Source organism: Pseudomonas sp. JAI115, from assembly GCF_014200835.1.
Lineage (GTDB): Bacteria > Pseudomonadota > Gammaproteobacteria > Pseudomonadales > Pseudomonadaceae > Aquipseudomonas > Aquipseudomonas putida_A.
The window spans coordinates 73,205-92,477 of the sequence record NZ_JACHCY010000015.1 but is presented as its reverse complement, the minus strand read 5'-3'; the positions used below and the strand labels follow the sequence as shown (position 1 = coordinate 92,477).

18 protein-coding genes are annotated in these 19,273 nt (G+C 60.5%); 12 read left to right on the top strand and 6 right to left on the bottom strand.

Annotated features, from left to right (window positions below):
• The first annotated feature begins 272 nt into the window (after positions 1-272).
• A complete protein-coding gene (locus HDC30_RS24345) occupies positions 273-827 on the top strand; it encodes an RNA polymerase factor sigma-70 (protein ID WP_027613402.1) in 555 nt (184 codons plus the stop codon).
• A gap of 134 nt (positions 828-961) precedes the next feature.
• Here the strand turns inward: HDC30_RS24345 and HDC30_RS24340 are convergent, their stop codons facing one another.
• The 3 genes from HDC30_RS24340 to HDC30_RS24330 form a co-directional block, all read right to left on the bottom strand.
• Positions 962-1,975 (bottom strand): GNAT family N-acetyltransferase, encoded by a 1,014-nt coding sequence (locus tag HDC30_RS24340; RefSeq protein WP_027613403.1) that lies wholly within the window; start codon positions 1,973-1,975, stop codon positions 962-964.
• 79 nt (positions 1,976-2,054) lie between these two features.
• Positions 2,055-2,852, bottom strand: coding sequence for an ABC transporter substrate-binding protein (locus HDC30_RS24335; RefSeq protein WP_027613404.1), 798 nt, complete (start codon positions 2,850-2,852; stop codon positions 2,055-2,057).
• Positions 2,853-2,944: 92 nt separating this feature from the next.
• Positions 2,945-3,568, bottom strand: a complete 624-nt coding sequence (locus HDC30_RS24330) for a TetR/AcrR family transcriptional regulator (protein WP_027613405.1) — start codon at positions 3,566-3,568, stop codon at positions 2,945-2,947.
• Between the two features lie 183 nt (positions 3,569-3,751).
• On the opposite strand from HDC30_RS24330, the gene HDC30_RS24325 reads away from it, so the two are divergent.
• From HDC30_RS24325 to HDC30_RS24290, 8 genes are all read left to right on the top strand, one after another.
• Positions 3,752-5,542 (top strand): acyclic terpene utilization AtuA family protein, encoded by a 1,791-nt coding sequence (locus HDC30_RS24325; RefSeq protein WP_183785456.1) that lies wholly within the window; start codon positions 3,752-3,754, stop codon positions 5,540-5,542.
• 12 nt (positions 5,543-5,554) lie between these two features.
• The gene (locus tag HDC30_RS24320) at positions 5,555-6,424 is read left to right on the top strand and encodes an SDR family oxidoreductase (RefSeq protein WP_183785454.1); all 870 of its coding nucleotides are present in this window, start codon (positions 5,555-5,557) and stop codon (positions 6,422-6,424) included.
• A 3-nt stretch (positions 6,425-6,427) separates the two neighbouring features.
• Complete coding sequence (gene atuC / locus HDC30_RS24315; protein WP_183785452.1) at positions 6,428-8,044, top strand: geranyl-CoA carboxylase subunit beta; 1,617 nt, start codon at positions 6,428-6,430, stop codon at positions 8,042-8,044.
• A gap of 30 nt (positions 8,045-8,074) precedes the next feature.
• On the top strand, positions 8,075-9,232 hold the full coding sequence (gene atuD / locus HDC30_RS24310) for a citronellyl-CoA dehydrogenase (protein WP_183785450.1): 1,158 nt from the start codon (positions 8,075-8,077) through the stop codon (positions 9,230-9,232).
• Entirely contained in the window at positions 9,229-10,026 is a 798-nt protein-coding gene (locus HDC30_RS24305; protein WP_183785448.1) for an enoyl-CoA hydratase/isomerase family protein, read from the top strand. The genes atuD and HDC30_RS24305 overlap by 4 nt, the downstream gene beginning before the upstream one ends.
• Positions 10,027-10,135: 109 nt before the next feature.
• Positions 10,136-12,097, top strand: coding sequence for an acetyl/propionyl/methylcrotonyl-CoA carboxylase subunit alpha (locus HDC30_RS24300; RefSeq protein ID WP_183785446.1), 1,962 nt, complete (start codon positions 10,136-10,138; stop codon positions 12,095-12,097).
• A gap of 70 nt (positions 12,098-12,167) precedes the next feature.
• On the top strand, positions 12,168-12,710 hold the full coding sequence (locus tag HDC30_RS24295) for an exonuclease domain-containing protein (protein ID WP_027613412.1): 543 nt from the start codon (positions 12,168-12,170) through the stop codon (positions 12,708-12,710).
• Between the two features lie 114 nt (positions 12,711-12,824).
• Positions 12,825-13,109, top strand: a complete 285-nt coding sequence (locus HDC30_RS24290) for a pyrimidine/purine nucleoside phosphorylase (protein WP_003226701.1) — start codon at positions 12,825-12,827, stop codon at positions 13,107-13,109.
• Between the two features lie 71 nt (positions 13,110-13,180).
• Here HDC30_RS24290 and HDC30_RS24285 read toward each other — a convergent pair whose 3' ends face one another.
• Together HDC30_RS24285 and HDC30_RS24280 are read right to left on the bottom strand one after the other, a co-directional pair.
• Entirely contained in the window at positions 13,181-13,987 is an 807-nt protein-coding gene (locus HDC30_RS24285) for an MOSC domain-containing protein (protein WP_097088280.1), read from the bottom strand.
• Positions 13,988-14,176: 189 nt separating this feature from the next.
• Positions 14,177-15,112 (bottom strand): chemotaxis protein CheV, encoded by a 936-nt coding sequence (locus HDC30_RS24280; protein WP_003226705.1) that lies wholly within the window; start codon positions 15,110-15,112, stop codon positions 14,177-14,179.
• A gap of 456 nt (positions 15,113-15,568) precedes the next feature.
• Here HDC30_RS24280 and HDC30_RS24275 point away from each other — a divergent pair, with 456 nt between their 5' ends.
• The 3 genes from HDC30_RS24275 (at position 15,569) to HDC30_RS24265 (ending at position 18,080) form a co-directional block, all read left to right on the top strand.
• Positions 15,569-16,039 carry a hypothetical protein gene (locus tag HDC30_RS24275; protein ID WP_027613414.1) on the top strand — a complete coding sequence of 157 codons (471 nt, stop codon included), beginning with the start codon at positions 15,569-15,571 and terminating at the stop codon, positions 16,037-16,039.
• A gap of 491 nt (positions 16,040-16,530) precedes the next feature.
• Positions 16,531-17,424 carry a sensor histidine kinase gene (locus HDC30_RS24270; protein WP_183785496.1) on the top strand — a complete coding sequence of 298 codons (894 nt, stop codon included), beginning with the start codon at positions 16,531-16,533 and terminating at the stop codon, positions 17,422-17,424.
• Entirely contained in the window at positions 17,421-18,080 is a 660-nt protein-coding gene (locus tag HDC30_RS24265) for a response regulator transcription factor (RefSeq protein ID WP_183785444.1), read from the top strand. Before HDC30_RS24270 ends, HDC30_RS24265 begins: the two co-directional genes overlap by 4 nt.
• On the opposite strand, the gene yegS is transcribed toward HDC30_RS24265, so the two are convergent.
• Entirely contained in the window at positions 18,064-18,981 is a 918-nt protein-coding gene (yegS, locus tag HDC30_RS24260; protein WP_097088281.1) for a lipid kinase YegS, read from the bottom strand. The two genes, HDC30_RS24265 and yegS, sit on opposite strands and share 17 nt — an antisense overlap.
• Positions 18,982-19,273: the final 292 nt, after the last annotated feature.

The following is a 19,273-nucleotide window of genomic DNA, read 5'->3' as shown; positions in this document are numbered from 1 at the left end:
GCATCGGAATGCTGTCTGGCCGGGGCTCGGTACCCGGAACCATTCACCAATGAGAACGGATGACGTCTTGAAATAATTAGTCGGCAGGCTGGATCGCCAACGGGGGCTGGGGTGTGGCGGTGTGTCGCAGTTCTCGATTCGCACCTTTACGGAGCATTAGTTCTCTTTCTCAATTGACAATCATTATCATTCAACATAATTTGTCGCTCGATGTGTAGGACGGCCCCGTCCCCCAGGCGTCCCACTAACCTATTGGCAGCAAGGTGATTTCCATGACGGAACAAGTATCCACAAGCAGGTGCGATTCACCGCTACTTCAGGCCTTCGTCGACAATCGACTGATTCTGGTGAAGATTGCAGCGCGCATTACCGGCTGCCGTTCACGCGCCGAAGATGTGGTGCAGGATGCGTTCTTCCGCTTGCAGTCGGCCCCGCCGATCACGTCGTCGATCAAGGCGCAATTGAGTTATCTGTTCCAGATCGTGCGCAACCTCGCCATCGATCACTACCGCAAACAGGCGCTGGAACAGAAGTACTCAGGCCCGGAAGAGGAAGGGTTGAATGTGGTCATTCAGGGCGCTTCGCCGGAAACCTCGCATATCAACTTCTCGACGCTGGAACACATCGCCGACGCGCTGACCGAACTGCCCAGCCGCACCCGCTACGCCTTCGAGATGTACCGTCTGCACGGCGTGCCGCAAAAGGACATCGCCAAGGAACTCGGCGTCTCGCCAACCCTGGTCAATTTCATGATTCGCGATGCGCTGGTGCACTGCCGCAAGGTGTCGGGCAGTCGCGGGGATGCGGCTTCGATGGGTCGTCGTTAATCAGCGAAATCGTGGTAACCCCATTCGCGAGCAGGCTCGCTCCCACATTTGTCCTGTGTATGCAGAACCTGTGTGGGAGCGAGCCTGCTCGCGAATGCGGCCTCAAGATCACGTAGATCTTTGAGGCCTGAACCTCAGGCCAGCTTGCACCGATCAAAAAACCGCTCACGCCCCAGAATCATCAACGCCGCGCGCTTGTGCGGAAAGTCGAATTCCTTCTCGCAGTGGAAGCACTGATTCTGCATGTGGCCGATCATCTTCGCGTTGTCGGCACGCGGTTCGGCGACCACGCGCTGGGTACGCGGATCATCCAGAAACAGATAGTGCACCAGCGCCGACAACCAGCTCGCGACCTTGTGCGGGCCACGGTGATTCTCTTCCCCCACCAGCATGTGAATGCCACGGTCGTAATTGTCGACATCATAGAACGGCGCGATACGGTCTTCCTTGGCCCAGTAGGCCTCGAAATAGGCAAACGGCTGATCGTCGAAACAGCCGATCAACGTCAGCGTGTGCGGATCGGCGTCGAGCTTGCTCAGGTATTCGCGATGCTGCTCAAGACTGCCCTCCTCCTGCCAGAAACTGGCGACACGTGGACTGTTCTGCCAGCGATTGAAACGCGCCAGATCCTGCTCGATCTCCACCGTGCGCAGGGAGATCCACGCCCCGAGGCGTGCATCGAAACGTCGATAGACTTCGCCGCGCGGCTTGACCGGACGCAGCGGATGGCGCTTGCCCTGGCTGATCACCATTTGTTGTGGGTAGCTGCCGCTCAGCGATGTACCGAGCCATGGCTGCGGCAATTGCCAGAACAGGGTGCGTTCGCAGCGGTATTCGCCGGCCACTTCGGTGCTGACCAGCAAGCCGCTGAGCAAGGCTTCGGTGGGCGGCTGGTCCAGTTGCCAGAGCAATTGCTGACGCTCCGGCTCACGGGCGAACAACCAGTAACAGGCCGCCCACAACGCCAGGCCGGGGGGCAGGGCAAAACGCTCATCGAGCTGAATCGGGCCGGTGCCGTCACGATTCAGACGCAAGCGAACCAGCGGTTGCCCGTCCAGGCTCAGGCTCAGACGGCTTTCAGTAGCATCGGCTACCAGTTCACTGCCCGAAGGCAAGGCCAGGGCAGTCAGGTCATTCAGATTGGACATGGGTCGGGCTCACGATAATCGTCGACAGTTCAACGATGGGACGTGAGCCGCACGGGAAAATTTAGCCGGCGGGGTGAAATCAGTGTTGCGGTACCGGTACCAGAGCGATCTTGTATGGCTCGAAAATCTTCAGCATCTGTCCGTTGTCCCGCAGCTCCTGCAACAATTTGCCAAACGCCTCGCCGGTGATCGGCGCGGCCGGGCGCAGAATGGAGTAATGGTGATAAACCTGATCGATGCGCTGCGACACCAGCAACTTGTCGGCCACCTTTTCGTTGCGTTTCAGGTAGTCGAACAGGTAAGAGCGCGTGACCAAAGCAATGTCGGCGCGCCCGCGCAGCACCATCAACAGGTTGCTGTCATGGGAATAGGTCAACGTGGCCTTGAACGTATCCGCGAGAAATTTGGGGTCGGCGTTGAAATTGGCGAACTCGTAGTGATAACCGCTGTACAGCGCCAGCCGCTTGCCCTTGAGGTCCGAGAAGTAATCCTGCTGCCGACCCTCTTCGCGTTGCGCGACGAAAATCTCGGCATCTTCCAGACCCATATCGACCGTGGTGTGTGGAATGTCCTTCCAGCCCCACTCCGGGTTTTCGAAAATCGCCATGTCGGTGCGCCCTTCCTTCAAGTCACCGAAACGCCGGGGAATCGAGGTCGGTACCAGGACAAACTGATACTCCGTCTGCAACGCATTCAGCGCTTCGACCAATTCCGGCAGCAGACCGGTGTCGGCTCCGTTTTCCGGGCGGATGGTGTAAGGCGGAAAGTGCGCGGCGCCCACTCGAACCAGTTGCGCCGCCTGCGCAGGCAACCCTGAAAATGCCGTCAGCGCGACGAGTACCAGCCCCGTGGCCGTCCGAATTGGCGAAGACTTCAAAACACCCCACTCCCCGAAAAAATACCGATCAATGCATTCAAGCTAGGCGGTTTCGCCCAGTTAGCCAGTTTCCTGACCTGTTGGAACGTGGGTTAACGCTCTTCGAGCACCAGAATCAGCGCTTCATCGGCCAACTGATCGAGGCTCAGGCTGCCGCCGGCACGAAACCAGGTGGTGGTCCAAGACAGCGCGCCAGTGAGAAAACGTCGGGTAATGAATACATCGCCACGGATAAACCCCGCCTCCTTGGCTTCGCCCAGCACCTGCAACCAGAGGTCTTCATAGACATCGCGCAGGGCCAGCACCCGGGCCTGACCTTCTTCGGACAGCGAACGCCATTCATAGACCAGCACCGCCATGGCTTCGCCGCTGCCGCCCATGATCGACTGCAACTCGCAGCGAATCAGCGCCAGCACCCGCTCGCGCACGTTGCTGGCTTCGGCCAGCGCAGCGCGCATCAACGCGGTGTTGTAACGGATGGTTTCTTCCATCACCGCCCGGAGGATTTCATCCTTGCTTTTGAAGTGATGAAAAATGCTTCCGGACTGAATCCCCACCGCCCCGGCCAGATCACGCACGGTGGTACGTTCATAGCCTTTGTTGCGAAACAGGTGAGCGGCCACTTGCAGCAACTTGCCGCGGGCGCTGTCAGGGTCGGTCAACTGGCCCTGGTCGACCAGTTCGCGCATGACCCTCAGGGCTTTTTGCTCGTCCACCCGTTCTCTCCTACAGTCGATCAGTCTGTTGCCCCCTGAACACGCAGGGTTGCGCGCAATTTAAGCCGCGAGCCGCAACCAAGCAAGCGCTTGGGCAGAAGATATTTCAGTGGTTTACAAACCAAGCGCTTGCTTGGTAGCCTCCAGACACTTCTGTCGCAGGTTCCTGAGTCGGAGATAAAAATGCCCACCACCGTTCGGATCGGATGCGCCAGCGCATTCTGGGGTGACACCAGTACCGCCGCCGCACAACTTGTGGCCGGCGGACAGCTGGATTATCTGGTGTTCGATTACCTGGCCGAAATCACCCTGTCGATCATGGCCGGCGCGCGCATGAAGGACCCGCAGGCAGGGTTCGCCGGGGACTTCGTTGAGGTGCTCGCGCCGCTGCTGCCGCAACTGGCTGAACAGAAAATCCGCGTCATCAGCAATGCCGGCGGGATCAATCCAAAAGCCTGTGCCGCCGCCCTGCAAGCCGCCTGCGACAAGGCCGGGGTCAAGCTGAAAATCGCCGTGCTGCTCGGCGATGACCTGCAACCGCAATTCAAGCAACTTGCCGCCCAAGGCATCCACGAAATGTTCAACGGCGCGCCGCTGCCGCCGATGTGCGTATCGACCAACGCCTACCTCGGCGCACCGGGCATCGTCGAAGCCCTGCGCCTGGGCGCCGACATCGTCATCACCGGGCGCGTGGTCGACAGCGCGGTGGTCAGTGCGGCGCTGGTGCATGAGTTCGGCTGGGCGTGGCACGACTACGACAAACTGGCCCAGGCCGCGCTGGCCGGGCACATCATCGAATGCGGCGCGCAATGCACCGGTGGCAACTTCACCGACTGGCGCGACGTGCCGGACTACGAACACATCGGTTTTCCCATCGTTGAAGTCAGTGCCGACGGCCAGTTCATCGTGAGCAAACCCGAAGGCTCCGGCGGGTTGGTGACGCCGCTGACGGTTGGCGAGCAGATGCTCTATGAAATCGGTGATCCGCAGGCCTATCTGTTGCCGGATGTAGTCTGCGATTTCACTCAAGTGAAACTGCAGCAACAGGGCAAAAACGCCGTGCACGTCCACGGAGCCAAAGGCCTGCCGCCCAGCGATAAATACAAGGTCAGCGCAACTTACCCGGACGGTTTCCGCTGCACCGCCAGTTGCCTGATCGCCGGCATCGATGCGGTGGACAAGGCGCGCCGCGTCAGTCAGGCAATCATCGACAAGACTGCAGAAATGTTCAGCCAGCGCGGCTGGCCACCCTACAGCGAAGTCAACATTGAACTGCTCGGCAGCGAAGCCACATACGGCCCTCACGGCCAGCGTCGGGACAGCCGCGAGGTGGTGATCAAACTTGCGGTGCGCCATCCACTGAAACCGGCGCTGATCCTGTTCTCCCGGGAAATCGCCCAGGCTGCCACCGGCATGGCACCGGGACTGACGGGAATCGTCGGCGGACGGCCGACGGTATACCCGCTGATCCGGCTATTCTCGTTCCTGATCGATAAAACCGCCTGTACCCTGCACATCGACATGGCCGGTGAACAGCATCCCTGCGCCCTCCCCGCGCAAAGGCCGCTCGACAGCCATGACCTGCCAACCCCCGACCAGCCACCCAAACCCCAGGGCCGCGCCGACGCCAGTGTGCCGTTGGTGAAACTGGCGGTGGCGCGCTCCGGTGACAAGGGCAACCACAGCAACATCGGCGTCCTGCCGCGCCGGCCGGAATACCTGCCATGGATCGCCGAAGCGCTGACGCCGGCGGTGATCGTCGACTGGATGCGCCATGTGCTCGACCCGATTCACGGCCGGGTCGAACGCTGGTACCTGCCCGGCACCCACAGCCTGAATTTTCTGCTGGAGAACGCGCTTGGCGGCGGAGGCGTGGCGAGTCTGCGCATTGATCCCCAGGGCAAGGCCTTCGCTCAGCAACTGCTGGAAATCCAGATCCCGGTGCCGCAGAGCATCGCCGAACAACTCGACTAGAGGTTGGGCTTCATGGCTTACGCATCGATTTTCAAAGCCGATCTGTTCAGCGGCCAGACCATCATCGTCACCGGTGGCGGCAGTGGCATCGGGCGCTGCACCGCGCATGAACTGGCGGCGCTCGGCGCCACTGTGCTGCTGGTCGGGCGCAAACCGGAGAAGCTGCAAAAGGTCGCCGCCGAAATCAGCGAAGACGGCGGCCGCGCCCATTGGCAGGCCTGCGATATCCGTGACGAAGACGCGGTGAAACAACTGGTCGCCGAGTTGATCGCCGAACACGGGCCGATCCACGGTCTGGTCAACAATGCCGGCGGCCAGTACCCGTCGCCACTGGCCGCGATCAATCAGAAAGGCTTTGAAACCGTATTGCGCACCAACCTGGTCGGCGGCTTCCTGATGGCCCGGGAAGTGTTCAACCAGTCGATGAGCAAACACGGCGGCAACATCGTCAACATGCTTGCCGACATGTGGGGCGGCATGCCCGGCATGGGCCACTCGGGCGCGGCACGTTCGGGGATGGACAACTTCACCAAAACCGCCGCGTTCGAGTGGGGGTACGCCGGGGTGCGGGTCAATGCGGTGGCGCCGGGCTGGATCGCATCCAGCGGCATGGACACTTATGAAGGCGCGTTCAAAGCGGTGATCCCGACCCTGCGCGAACACGTGCCACTCAAACGCATCGGTACCGAATCGGAGGTCAGTGCGGCGATCGTTTTTCTGCTCAGCCCGGCGGCGGCGTTCATCAGCGGCAGCACCTTGAAAATCGATGGTGCGGCCAGTCTCGGCAGCCGCGCATGGCCGTTGCACAAGGCAAGCCACAGCGAGTCGTTCAACGGTTTCCATCGGGCGTACCTGCCCGACGTGCTCAAGGACAAGGAGTAAGCCATGCCGCAGATCCAGTCCCAACTCGATCCGCACAGTGAAGCTTTCGCGCGCAACTGCGCGGCGATGCTCACGGCCATCGAGCAAGTCCAGCAACTGGAACAGAACCTGCTGAACAAGGCTGCCGAAGCCAAGGGCAAATTCGACAAGCGCGGGCAACTGCTGCCCCGCGAACGCCTGAACCTGCTGCTCGACCCCGGTGCGCCGTTCCTCGAACTGGCGAGTCTGGCCGGCTACAAGCTGCACGACGACAAGGACGGCAGCGCTGCCGGTGGCGGCCTGATCGCCGGCATCGGTTACGTGTCCGGCATACGCGCAATGGTGGTGGCCAACAACAGCGCGATCAAGGGCGGCACGATCTCCCCCACCGGCCTGAAAAAATCCCTGCGGCTGCAACAGATCGCCCTGGAAAACAAACTGCCGGTGATCACTCTGGCAGAGAGCGGCGGCGCCAACCTCAATTATGCGGCGGAGATATTCGTCGAAGGCGCACGCAGTTTTGCCAATCAGGCGCGGATGTCGGCCATGGGTTTGCCGCAAATTACCGTGGTGCACGGCTCGGCGACGGCCGGTGGCGCCTATCAACCGGGGCTGTCGGATTACGTGGTGGTGGTGCGCGGTAAGGCCAAGCTGTTTCTTGCCGGGCCGCCGCTACTCAAAGCCGCAACCGGCGAAGTCGCCACCGATGAACAACTGGGTGGCGCCGAGATGCACGCACAGGTCGCCGGCACCGCCGAGTATCTGGCCGAGAACGATGCGGATGGCGTGCGGCTGGTGCGCGAAATCCTGCGCATGCTGCCGTGGAACGAGCAACTGCCGTGGCTGCCCGAGCCGCAATACAAGGCGCCGCTGTACCCGATCGACGAGTTGCTCGGGCTGATTCCCGACGACCCTAAGAAGCCCTACGACGTGCGCGAAATCGTTGCGCGGATTGCCGATGAATCGGAGTTTCTCGAATTCAAGGGCGAGTTCGATCAGCAAACCATCTGCGGCCAATTGAAAATCCACGGTCGCGCCTGCGGCCTGATCGGCAACAACGGCCCGATAACGCCGGCCGGGGCGAGCAAGGCCGCGCAGTTCATTCAGCTGTGCGACCAGAGCCAGACGCCGCTGCTGTTTTTCCACAACACCACCGGTTTCATGGTCGGCACCGAGTCCGAGCAGCAAGGCGTGATCAAACACGGTTCGAAACTGATTCAAGCGGTGGCCAATGCGCGAGTGCCTAAACTGACGATTGTCGTCGGTGGCTCCTACGGTGCCGGCAACTATGCGATGTGCGGGCGCGGTCTCGATCCACGTTTCATCTTCGCCTGGCCCAACAGCCGCACCGCGGTGATGGGCGGCGCGCAGGCCGGCAAGGTGTTGCGCATCGTCACCGAGGCCAAACAGCTCAAGGAAGGCCTGGTGCCGGATCCGAAAATGCTCGACATGCTCGAACAGGTCACCGCGCAGAAACTCGACAGCCAGTCCACCGCGCTCTACGGCAGCGCCAACCTGTGGGACGACGGCCTGATCGACCCGCGCGATACGCGCACCCTGCTCGGTTACCTGCTGGATATCTGCCACGAAGCCGACATCCGCACGTTGCAACCCAACAGCTTCGGCGTCAGCCGCTTCTGACTGCCACCGATCCCAAGGAGAACAATAAAAATGATCTTCACCCTGGAACACGAAGCCCTGCGCCGCACCGTCCGCCAATTCGTCGAGCACGAGATCAACCCGCACGTCGATGAATGGGAAAAGGCCGGACGCTTTCCAATCCACGAGATTTTCCGCAAGGCCGGCGACCTCGGCCTGCTGGGGATTTCCAAGCCGCAAAAATTCGGCGGCATGGGCCTCGACTACAGCTATTCGATTGTCGCCGCCGAAGAGTTCGGCACCATTCATTGCGGCGGTATTCCGATGTCGATCGGCGTGCAGACCGACATGTGCACCCCGGCGCTGGCCCGCTTTGGCTCCGATGAATTGCGCGACGAATTCCTCCGCCCCGCGATCACCGGTGAGCAGGTCGGTTGCATCGGCGTCTCGGAAGTCGGTGCCGGCTCCGACGTCGCCGGACTCAAGACCAGCGCGCGCAAGGACGGCGACGACTACGTGATCAACGGCAGCAAGATGTGGATCACCAACTCGCCGAGCGCCGATTTCATCTGCCTGCTGGCCAACACCTCGGACGACAAGCCGCACATCAACAAGTCGCTGATCATGGTGCCGATGAACACCCCGGGCATCAGCCTCAGCTCGCACCTGGACAAGCTCGGCATGCGCAGCTCGGAAACCGCCCAGGTGTTTTTCGATAACGTGCGTGTACCGCAGCGCAACCGCATCGGCCACGAAGGCGCCGGGTTCATGATGCAGATGCTGCAGTTCCAGGAAGAACGCCTGTTCGGCGCGGCGAACATGATCAAGGGTCTGGAATATTGCGTCGACAGCACCATCGAGTACTGCAAGGAGCGCAAGACCTTCGGCAACGCGCTGATCGACAATCAGGTGATCCATTTCCGCCTCGCCGAATTGCAGACCGAAATCGAATGCTTGCGGGCGCTGGTCTATCAGGCCACCGAGCAATATGTGAAAGGTCAGGACGTCACACGTCTGGCATCGATGGCCAAGCTCAAGGCCGGCCGTCTCGGCCGTGAAGTCAGCGACAGCTGCCTGCAATATTGGGGCGGCATGGGCTTCATGTGGGACAACCCGGTGGCCCGCGCCTATCGCGACGTGCGGCTGGTATCGATCGGCGGTGGCGCCGATGAAATCATGCTGGGGATCATCTGCAAACTGATGGGCATCCTGCCGGGGAAAAAGAAATGAGCCCCCTGCCCGACTGCCAGACTCTGCTGCTGGAACTGCACGGCGGCGTGCTGCACATCACCCTCAATCGCCCGGACAGCCGCAATGCGATGAGCCTGCAAATGGTCGCCGAACTGCGCGCGGTATTGGCGGCGGTGCGCGATGACCGCGGGGTTCGCGCTCTGGTCCTCAGCGGTGCCGGTGGGCATTTCTGTGCGGGGGGCGACATCAAGGACATGGCCAATGCCCGTGCCCAAGGGGCCGACGCTTACCGCGTGTTGAACCGCGCCTTTGGAGCTCTGCTGCAAGAAGCTCAGGACGCACCACAAGTGCTGATCACCGTTTTACAGGGCGCAGTGCTCGGTGGTGGTTTCGGGCTGGCATGTGTCAGCGATATCGCTATGGCCGACCATCAAGCGCAGTTCGGTCTGCCGGAAACCAGCCTCGGTCTGCTGCCGGCGCAGATCGCGCCATTCGTGGTGCAGCGCATCGGCCTGACCGAGACCCGCCGACTGGCACTGACCGCTGCGCGTTTCGACGGCCATCAGGCGCGGCGGCTGGGACTGGTGCATTTTGTCGAGCAGGATCCGCAGGCACTGGCAGAACGCCTCGACGAAGTGCTCGACCATGTTTTGTGCTGCGCGCCCGAAGCGAATGCGGCGACCAAAAAATTGCTGCTCGCCAGTGCCGGGCAGCCCTCGGATGAGCTGCTGGATGAAGCGGCGCGGTGGTTCAGCGAAGCGGTGACCGGGGCCGAAGGGATCGAGGGCACCATGGCTTTCGTGCAAAAGCGCAAACCGCGATGGGCCCCTTAAAAGCTTCGCGAGCAGGCTCGCTCCCACAGACGGAACGCATTCCAAATGTGGGAGCGGGCTTGCTCGCGAAGAGGCCAGCACCGACACCGCAAATTCCGAGGGAACAGCCATGCCCGTCATCCACAAAATCCTGATCGCCAACCGCGGTGAAATCGCCTGCCGCATCCAGCGCACCGCCCAGGCCCTCGGCTATCGCACCGTCGCCGTATTCAGCGATGCCGACGCCGATGCCCTGCACGTGCAGATGGCCGATCAAGCGGTGAACATCGGCGCCGCACCGGTGCAGCAGTCCTACCTGAACATCCCGGCGATCCTCGACGCCGCCCGCCGCAGCGGTGCCGACGCGATCCATCCCGGCTATGGCTTCCTCTCGGAAAATGCCGAATTCGCCCGTGCCTGCGCAGAGGCCGGCCTGACCTTCATCGGCCCCAGCGCCGAGGCCATCGAGCTGATGGGCAGCAAGCGCCTGTCGAAAATCGCCATGCTCGACGCTGGTGTTCCCTGTATCGCCGGCTATCAAGGCGCCGCGCAGGATGACGCCACGTTGCTGCGCGAAGCCGAGCGCATCGGCTATCCACTGATGATCAAGGCCAGCGATGGCGGCGGTGGACGCGGCATGCGTCTGGTGCACAGCAGCGAGGAATTGCCGGCGCAATTGCGCACCGCCCGCTCCGAGGCGCTGAACGGTTTCGGCAGTGATGAACTGATCCTCGAACAGGCGCTGATCGAACCACGGCACGTCGAGGTGCAACTGTTCGGCGATCATCACGGCAACCTGATCTACCTCGGCGAGCGCGATTGCTCGGTGCAGCGCCGCCATCAGAAAGTCGTCGAGGAAGCACCCTGCCCGGTGATGACACGCGAGTTGCGCCAGGCCATGGGCGAAGCGGCATTGAAAGCTGGCCGAGCGGTGAATTACGTCGGTGCCGGCACCGTCGAGTTTCTGCTCGATGCCCGTGGGCAGTTCTACTTTCTGGAAATGAACACCCGTCTGCAGGTCGAGCATCCGGTGACCGAGTTGATCACCGGGCAGGATCTGGTCGCCTGGCAACTGGCCGTCGCCGAGGGGCAGCCGCTGCCGTTGACTCAGGATCAGGTCGCGCTGAACGGTCACGCCATGGAAGTGCGTCTGTATGCCGAAGATCCGACGCAGAATTTCCTGCCGCAGACCGGTCGTGTACAGGCCTGGGAACCGGCGTTGGGCCCGGGAGCGCGGATCGATCATGGCTTGCTCGAAGGTCAGTCGATCAGCCCGTTTTATGATCCGATGCTCGGCAAACTGATCGCCCACGGCGCCACCCGCGAAGAGGCACGGCGCAAGCTGCTGCGCGCGGTGCAGGACAGCGTGCTGCTCGGCGTTCAGAACAACCAGCGTTTGCTGGTCAGCCTGCTGCAGCATCCGCAGTTCATCAGCGGCGAGTTCAGTACCGCGTTCATTGCTCAGCATTTCACTGACCACCCATGCCTGCACACTTACGCCCCCACCGCCGAGGAGCTGGCCATCGCCGCCGTGCTGTTTTATCAGGCTGTCGCGCAGGCGCATCGTGCGCCGCTCAAGGGCTGGCGCAACAATGTCGGCGCGCCGCTCAATTACCGCCTCGGGCTTGAACAGCAGGACTGGACCGTGCAACTGCTTGCGCACGGCGATGACCGCTTCACCGTGAACGTGATGCAGCGCGCACTGGTACTGACCGTCATCAATTGCGACGAACGCGCGGTGACGCTGGAAGTCGACGGGCTGCGGCAACTTCACGCCTACCGGATCGATGGCGAAGAACTCTGGCTGTTCACCCACCCCGGCAACCTGCGCCTGGAGGATCGAACTCATGCGCTGATCAGCAGTCAGAGCAGCGTCAGCTCCGGCACACTGAAAGCGCCGATGGACGGTGCCATCGTCGACGTGCTGGTCAGCGAAGGCAGCCCGGTCAGCAAGGGTCAGTTGCTGGTGGTGCTGGAGGCAATGAAAATGGAGCACCCGCTCAAGGCCGGCATCGACGGCGTGCTCAAGCGGGTGCAGGTCAAGGTCGGCGATCAGGTAAAAAATCGTCAGGTTCTGTTGCAGGTCGAGTGAGTCGCCAGGCGCAAACGCAAGGTTTGACTACGCTCTGATCTATCAGGACGCGTAAATCAGGAAACCTGCGATGCCCCATTGGCTGGTCATTGATCTGGAAGCCACCACAGATGAAGGTGGCTGGCCGGTTACGGAAATGGAAATCATCGAAATCGGCGCGACGCTGGTCGACCGTGCCGGTCGCGAGCAGGATCACTTTCAGCGGTTCGTCAAACCGACCCGGCGGCCGTTGCTGACGCCGTTCTGCCGTGAGCTCACGCACATCACCCAGGCCAACATCGACGCCGCGCAGCCGTTGAACGAGGTCTGGCCGGCCTTCGAACGCTGGCTCGGGCAACACCAGACACGCCTCGAAGGCTGGGCCAGTTGGGGCGATTACGACCGCAAGCAGTTGCTCCAGGAATGGCAGCGCCTGCAACTCGACAGCCTGCTGAGCCGGGTGCCACACATGAACCTCAAGCAGCGCTTCGCCAAGGCCCGGCGCCTGGAACGACCGCTGGGCTTGAACGGTGCGCTGCAACTGGCCGGCATGCAGTTCAGCGGTCAACAGCACCGAGCCCTGGAAGATGCGCGCAATACCGCGCGGTTGCTGCCGTTGGTCTTGCCACTCTGAAGTCAGGGCGAGAACTCGCCGGACACGCCCCGGGCAGGTGACGGCGCCGGGAGCCTTGTGCATACTGGCCAGCCTTTTTTAACCCTTTTTTGCCCTTTTCGAGAGGAATCGCCCATGTTCAAAGTCAACGAGTACTTCGACGGCACCGTCAAGTCGATCGCTTTTGGCACCGCTGAAGGTCCGGCGACCATCGGCGTCATGGCCCCGGGCGAATACGAATTCGGCACCGCTCAGCGCGAGATCATGCACGTGGTCTCCGGTGCGCTGACCGTCAAACTGCCGGACAGCAGCGACTGGGAAACCTTCGCCGCCGGCAGCCAGTTCAACGTTCCGGCCAACAGCAAGTTCCAGCTGAAAGTCGCCGTTGATACCGCTTATCTGTGCGAATACCGCGGCTAAGCCCACGGTTTTTCCCGGTGCAAAAAAATGCCCGTGTCCATGGACACGGGCATTTTCATTTCCGGCAGCGGTTACTCGAGGATTTCCACCGGCATTCCGACTTCCAGTTGACCATTGCTGTCGTTGACCAGGTTCTGCCCGAACATCGCGCCATCGGCCTGCGCACGGTATTTCTGCAGGGTTGCCAGCGGTTCGCGATCAGCACTGCGTTCGCCGGTTTGCGGATCGATGGTGGTCAGAATGCAGCGCGAGCAAGGCTTCACCACGCGGAACTCGACGTCACCGATACGAATGCGCTTCCAGCCGTCCTCGGCGAACGCCGCGCTGCCTTCGATCACCAGATTCGGCCGAAAGCGCAGCATCTCCAGCGGTCGTCCGACCTTTTGCACCAGATCCTCAAGTGACGCTTCGCCAATCAGCAACAGCGGGAAACCGTCAGCGAACGCGACCTGATCGTCCTCACGGCCATAACCGGCCTGCGTCATGCGCGCGCGATCAAGTGGCACCTGCACCAGACGGGTCGGCTTGCCGATGAACTCGCTGACCCAGCGAGCCGCTGCATCACCGGCATCCGGCACGCGCAGGGTGTCACGCCAGATGGTCACACCGCGCAGGTCGGAATCGGCCTCGGGCAGTGGCACGTCCAGCGCGGCAAGCCCGGGCGCGCTGAGGGTCAGACCGCCCTGCGCGTTCCACAATGCCGACAGCTGACTCATTTTCGCTTCGGCCCGCTGGGTCAGAAAGCGCCCGCTGGCCTCGTCCACGAGCATCCAGCGTCGGTCCCCTGCAAGGCCCAGTTTGTCCAGGCCAATCGATTGCAGAATCTCGGGTTTGCCGGATTTCAACGGGTAACGATAAAGCGCGCTCAGACGCAGCATGGCAAGCTCCCTGGTGGGCAAAAAAGCCACCCTATACGAGCTTTATCGGCGAATCAAAAGAGTTTGTGCAGTGCAAACCTTGTGGGAGCGAGCCTGCTCGCGAAAGCGGAAATTCATTCAACACATGTGTTGACATGGAATCCGCCTTCGCGAGCAGGCTCGCTCCCACAGGAGGCTGAAGCGTCAGGATCAGGCCGGCACTTCATCGAGCATCAGACGCTGACGCACCACATCGACCAGTTTGTCCGGCTGGAATTTGGAGAGGAAGTTGTCGCAACCGACCTTCTTCACCATCGAGTCGTTGAAGCTGCCGGACAGTGAAGTGTGCAACACCACGTACAGGCCGCGCAGACGTGGATCGTTGCGGATCTCGGTGGTCAGGCGATAGCCGTCCATTTCCGGCATCTCCGCGTCGGTGAACACCATCAGCAGTTTGTCGGTCATGTTCACGCCGGTATCGGCCCAGGCCTTGAGCATGTTCAGCGCCTTCAGACCATCGCTGGCGATGTGCATTTTCACCCCGAGCTGGCCGAGGGTGTCGCGCAGTTGCGAAAGCGCCACGTTGGAGTCGTCCACCAGCAGCACTTCGCGGCCACGGGCACGCTCCAGCACCGGATCGTCAAGCTTGTCACGCGAGACTTTGGCGTTGTATGGGACGATTTCGGCGAGGACTTTCTCGACGTCGATGATTTCCACCAATTGATCGTCAACCTTGCTGATTGCAGTCAGGTAGTGCTGGCGGCCAGCACTGGTCGGCGGCGGCAGAATGGCTTCCCAGTTCATGTTGACGATGCGATCCACGCCACCGACGAGGAAAGCCTGCACCGAACGGTTGTACTCGGTGACGATGATGGTGCTGTTCGGACCCGGCACCAGCGGACGCATGCCGATCGCCTGAGACAAGTCGATCACCGGCAGCGTCTGCCCACGCAGGTTGACCACGCCGCAGACAAACGGGTGACGCTGTGGCATCAAGGTCAGCTTTGGCAGTTGCAGCACTTCCTGAACCTTGAACACGTTGATCGCGAACAATTGGCGTCCGGCCAGTCGAAACATGAGAATTTCCAGGCGATTCTCACCCACCAGTTGCGTGCGTTGGTCTACCGTGTCGAGAATGCCGGCCATCAATGACTCCTGGGCTTGTTCTGATGAATTCACTACTAAGTGGGGTTATCGGCTGTTTATGGCGATTCTTGATCCCCACAAAATTCACCATCAAAATGCCACACATGGGCATTGATGTCACATTAACATCATGGTTTACTGACCCGGTGTTTTCATCTGCTGCATTCTCTTCTGGCGCGACCACAGTTTGCGCCACAGGTTCCCGCGCGTAAGGGAATCCCCTAGGAACAATCAGGCCCAACCTGATGTTCGCAATATCCAATAGCCATTAATGTGACGCCATTCTCATTGCATGAACGGAGTCAGGCTATTGTGTGCGATCGCAGGTCAGTGGAACCCCACCCTCTGGAAAACCTCAGCCAGTGCAATTGCACGGTGGGGCGCGATCTCCCGACGATCCACGAACGTCGACACACACGGCATTCCCTCATCAGACATGACGCTGTGGAGATAAGCATGCCAATCGACCGTAAAGACTGGGCGCAACGCTTTCCCGAATTCCTCGTCGAAGCTGAAACACTCCTGGCCAAGTCCGAAGAGTGCCTGAGCCACCTGCAATTGATCAGCAACGACAAAGACGCCATCGACTGCATGCGCAACACCCTGCTCAAACTGGCGAGCCGGGCTGAAGCGTTGGCACTGGAGGCGATCTCCGAGTTTTCCCTGCATATTCACAGCCTGCTCGACCACGCGCCGGATCATATCGATCTGCACGCACAGGCGCTGAATGCGCTGCAGGACTGTTTCACCCTGATGGCCTGGCAGATTGAACTGGTCGATCACAATACCGGCCAATTGAGCCTGGATGGCAGCGAACAAACCTCACTGATCGAAGCGTTCGCGTTTCAGGTCGGTCAGAGCCAGTTCAAGCCACCGCTCCGGCCTCAGCCGCTTTCGCTGTTGTCTTATTCCGAGCGTCAGGCGTGATCCGCCGCATTCAAAGCGTAAATCCAGGCTGAAGATGGGAATCGCTGAATGTCGCAATTGAATAGTTCATACCTGCCAGCGACAATTCGAATTAAATAATCACACCTGACACCAGCGGATATTCTGCCGCGGCCTCAGGGTTTGCCTGTGTCTGTGTAACGATCAACTTCGAACCGCACGGATCTCTACCAAGCACAATAAAACGACATTTTCCATAATGGAACTCACGTCCAACATGACGTATTTCCTGACTCATTGGACATATATCGCAAACGCGACCAACGGTATCTTAAGTGGTATTATGCCGACCGTTAGTTGCTTTCAACTAATGGCACAGTGATTCAGCGACTGTCATCCAACGAACTTGATGGTCGAATATCGTTCACTGTACTTCGTTAAAATCAATAACATAATTGACAGCATTTTCAGACAGAGATCCGCCAGCCACCGGCCGGTCTGCCCGTAGCGAACATCCATTGGCTCCATCCGTTATGTACGCCAGCCTCAAGTCAATCATCAAATGGCCACCGTCCCGGGAAAATGCACGCCGGTTCACTCTCATATTGAGTGTCATCGCCGCCGCTGGCAGCCTGCTGACCTACGGATTGTCTGCTCCGCTCTCACTGGGTCTGCTGCTGTTGAATATTGCCGCCACTGCTTGTGTCTGGGTGCAATATCGACTGTCGCGCAAATCGATCAAGTTTCAGCCTCAGGAACTCGCCGATCGTTTGCTGGAAGTCCAGGAAAACGAACGCCACCGTCTCAGCCGTGAACTGCACGACGATATCGGCCAGTTACTGACAGCGGCCAAGCTGCAAAGTGAATGGCTGAAAAAACGCCTGCCAGCCGACTTGCAAACGCAATGCTCGACACTCTGCGACACCCTTGACGAAACCCTCAACAAGGTGCGCGACGTTTCCGCCATTCTCAATCCGCGCCAACTGACCAGCCTCGGGCTGGAGGCCAGTCTGCGTGCGCACCTGCTCAAGACCCTGGCGAACACCTCGGTGCACTGGAGCCTCGATTGCCAGCAACGGCTCAATGGCATTCCGGAAGAAATGGCGGTCGCTGCCTTTCGCATTGCCCAGGAAGCGGTCACCAACATTCTGCGTCATGCGCAGGCCAGCAATCTGCTGATCCGCGTGCAACGCTTGCCAAAAGGCCTGACGCTGTTGATCAGCGACGACGGACAAGGCTTTGCGCCTGCCGCGGATCCGGGTCGCGAAGGACAGCGCGGAATGGCCGGGATGGCCGAAAGGATCGAACAGTTGGGCGGCACGCTGAACGTCATCAGCGAGCCGGGCAAAGGCACTCAAATCGAAGCACTATTCCCCTGGGCGCCCCGTGCACTCGAGCGGGCCAGTACGAATAAGGTTATGCGTTGACTTGTAACTTACTTCTGGTGGATGACCACTCGCTGATCAGGGCCGGCGTGCGCGCTCTGGTGCTCGATATTCCCGGTTACGCGGTCGTTGGCGAAGCCAGCGACGGCTCGCAGTTGCTCGAAATGGTCGAGCAACTGGCGCCCGACATCGTGTTGCTGGATATCTCGATGAAGGAAACCGGTGGCCTGGAAGCCTTGCAACGGCTCAAGCGGGTGCGCCCGCAAAGCAAGGTGCTGATTCTCTCGATGCACACCGATCCGGCGCTGATCATGCAGGCGCTGGAATCCGGCGCGCACGGTTACCTGCTCAAGGACACCACGGCCACCGAGCTTGAACACGCCCTCGAAGCCTTGCGTAATAACGAGCGCTACCTGAGCCCGGCCATCGCCCACACCGTGATCAACCAGGCGCTGATCCGCACGCAGAAAAACCAGCCGGAAGTCGCCGACTCGCACAATCTGACGGCACGCCAGCTGGAAATCCTGCGGTTGATCGTACGCGGCAAATCCACTCGGGAGATCGCCAACGGCCTGGGCCTGAGCATCAAGACCGTCGAAACCCACCGCTCGCAGATCATGAAACGCCTGCAGATCTACGACGTGGCGGGTCTGGTACTGTTCGCGGTGCGCGAACAGATCATCAGTCTGGACGACTGATCGAACCCGCGCCGCCCAACAGCGGCGAATGCTCCGGCAAATGCACCTGCAAGGCGGCGGGGCGCGCCTCGAAACGCAGGCTGTCGCCCTCCAGCGGCTCGCCGTCAAGGTTGATGCTCAGCCCCTCGGCGACCTTGATTTCGACCCAGGGCAAACGGGCCCGGACAAACATATTGTCGAGGCCGAAGCCGTCGCTGAGCAGGTTCTTCAGCGTGCCCACCAACTCCTGTGGTGCCGGCAGAATACTGATGTCCAATAGACCATCGTCCGCCAGTGCCTGCGGGCACAAGACGTGTCCGCCGCCTGCCTGACGACCGTTGCCGATGCCCAATGCGAGCAGCTCGCCGCTCCAGTGAAAGTCCGGCCCTTGCAGTTCACCGTAAGCCGCGTGCAGCTCACTGAAGCGCGACAAACCGGTGAACAGATAGGCGGCCCCGCCGAGCACTTTTTTCAGATCTTCAGAGGTATTGGCCGTGACCTGGCTGCCGAAACCACCCGTCGCCATGTTCAGGAAAATCTGCCCACCGACTTCGCCCAGGTCAATCTTGCGCGGTGGCACGTCCAGCATTTCCAGTGCTTCGGCCGGCTCCAGCGGGATCCCCGCCGCGCGGGAAAAATCGTTAGCCGTTCCTAGCGGCAACAGCACCAGACTGGCCTCGTCCGGATGCGCGGCAAGCGCTTCAGCGATATCGCGCAACGTGCCATCTCCGCCTCCGGCGATGATCTTCCGAAAGCCACTCGCCAGTGCTTCTTCCACCAGACGCTGAGCGTCACCGGCCTCCCAGGTCAGCCGTACGGCCAATTCCCAGCCCTGCTTGCGTTTGCCTTCGACGGCGGCGCGAACCGCCTCATTGAGTGCCTGCTTGCCATGCAGAATCAACAGCGCCCTGCGTTCACTCATTACGGTCACTCCCCAAGATTGAATCGGTATGAAACATCTTGACCACTGGTGCAGGCAAAAAAGCCATGGGAACACCATTTAATTCAAGCGACTGACCCGTTGCGTCCTACGCGACGGTATTTTTTCTTACAACATGTGAGGAATCGGCTCAATTGACCGGACACGATCCTTGATTCACCTTGTGCAGGTGGTATCAATTTTCGATTCAACAACACAAGGATGTGCAGGTAATGATTGGATACACCCTCGGAGATGTTGGCAGTCTGGATGACGGGAAGGCCGATGCGCTTAC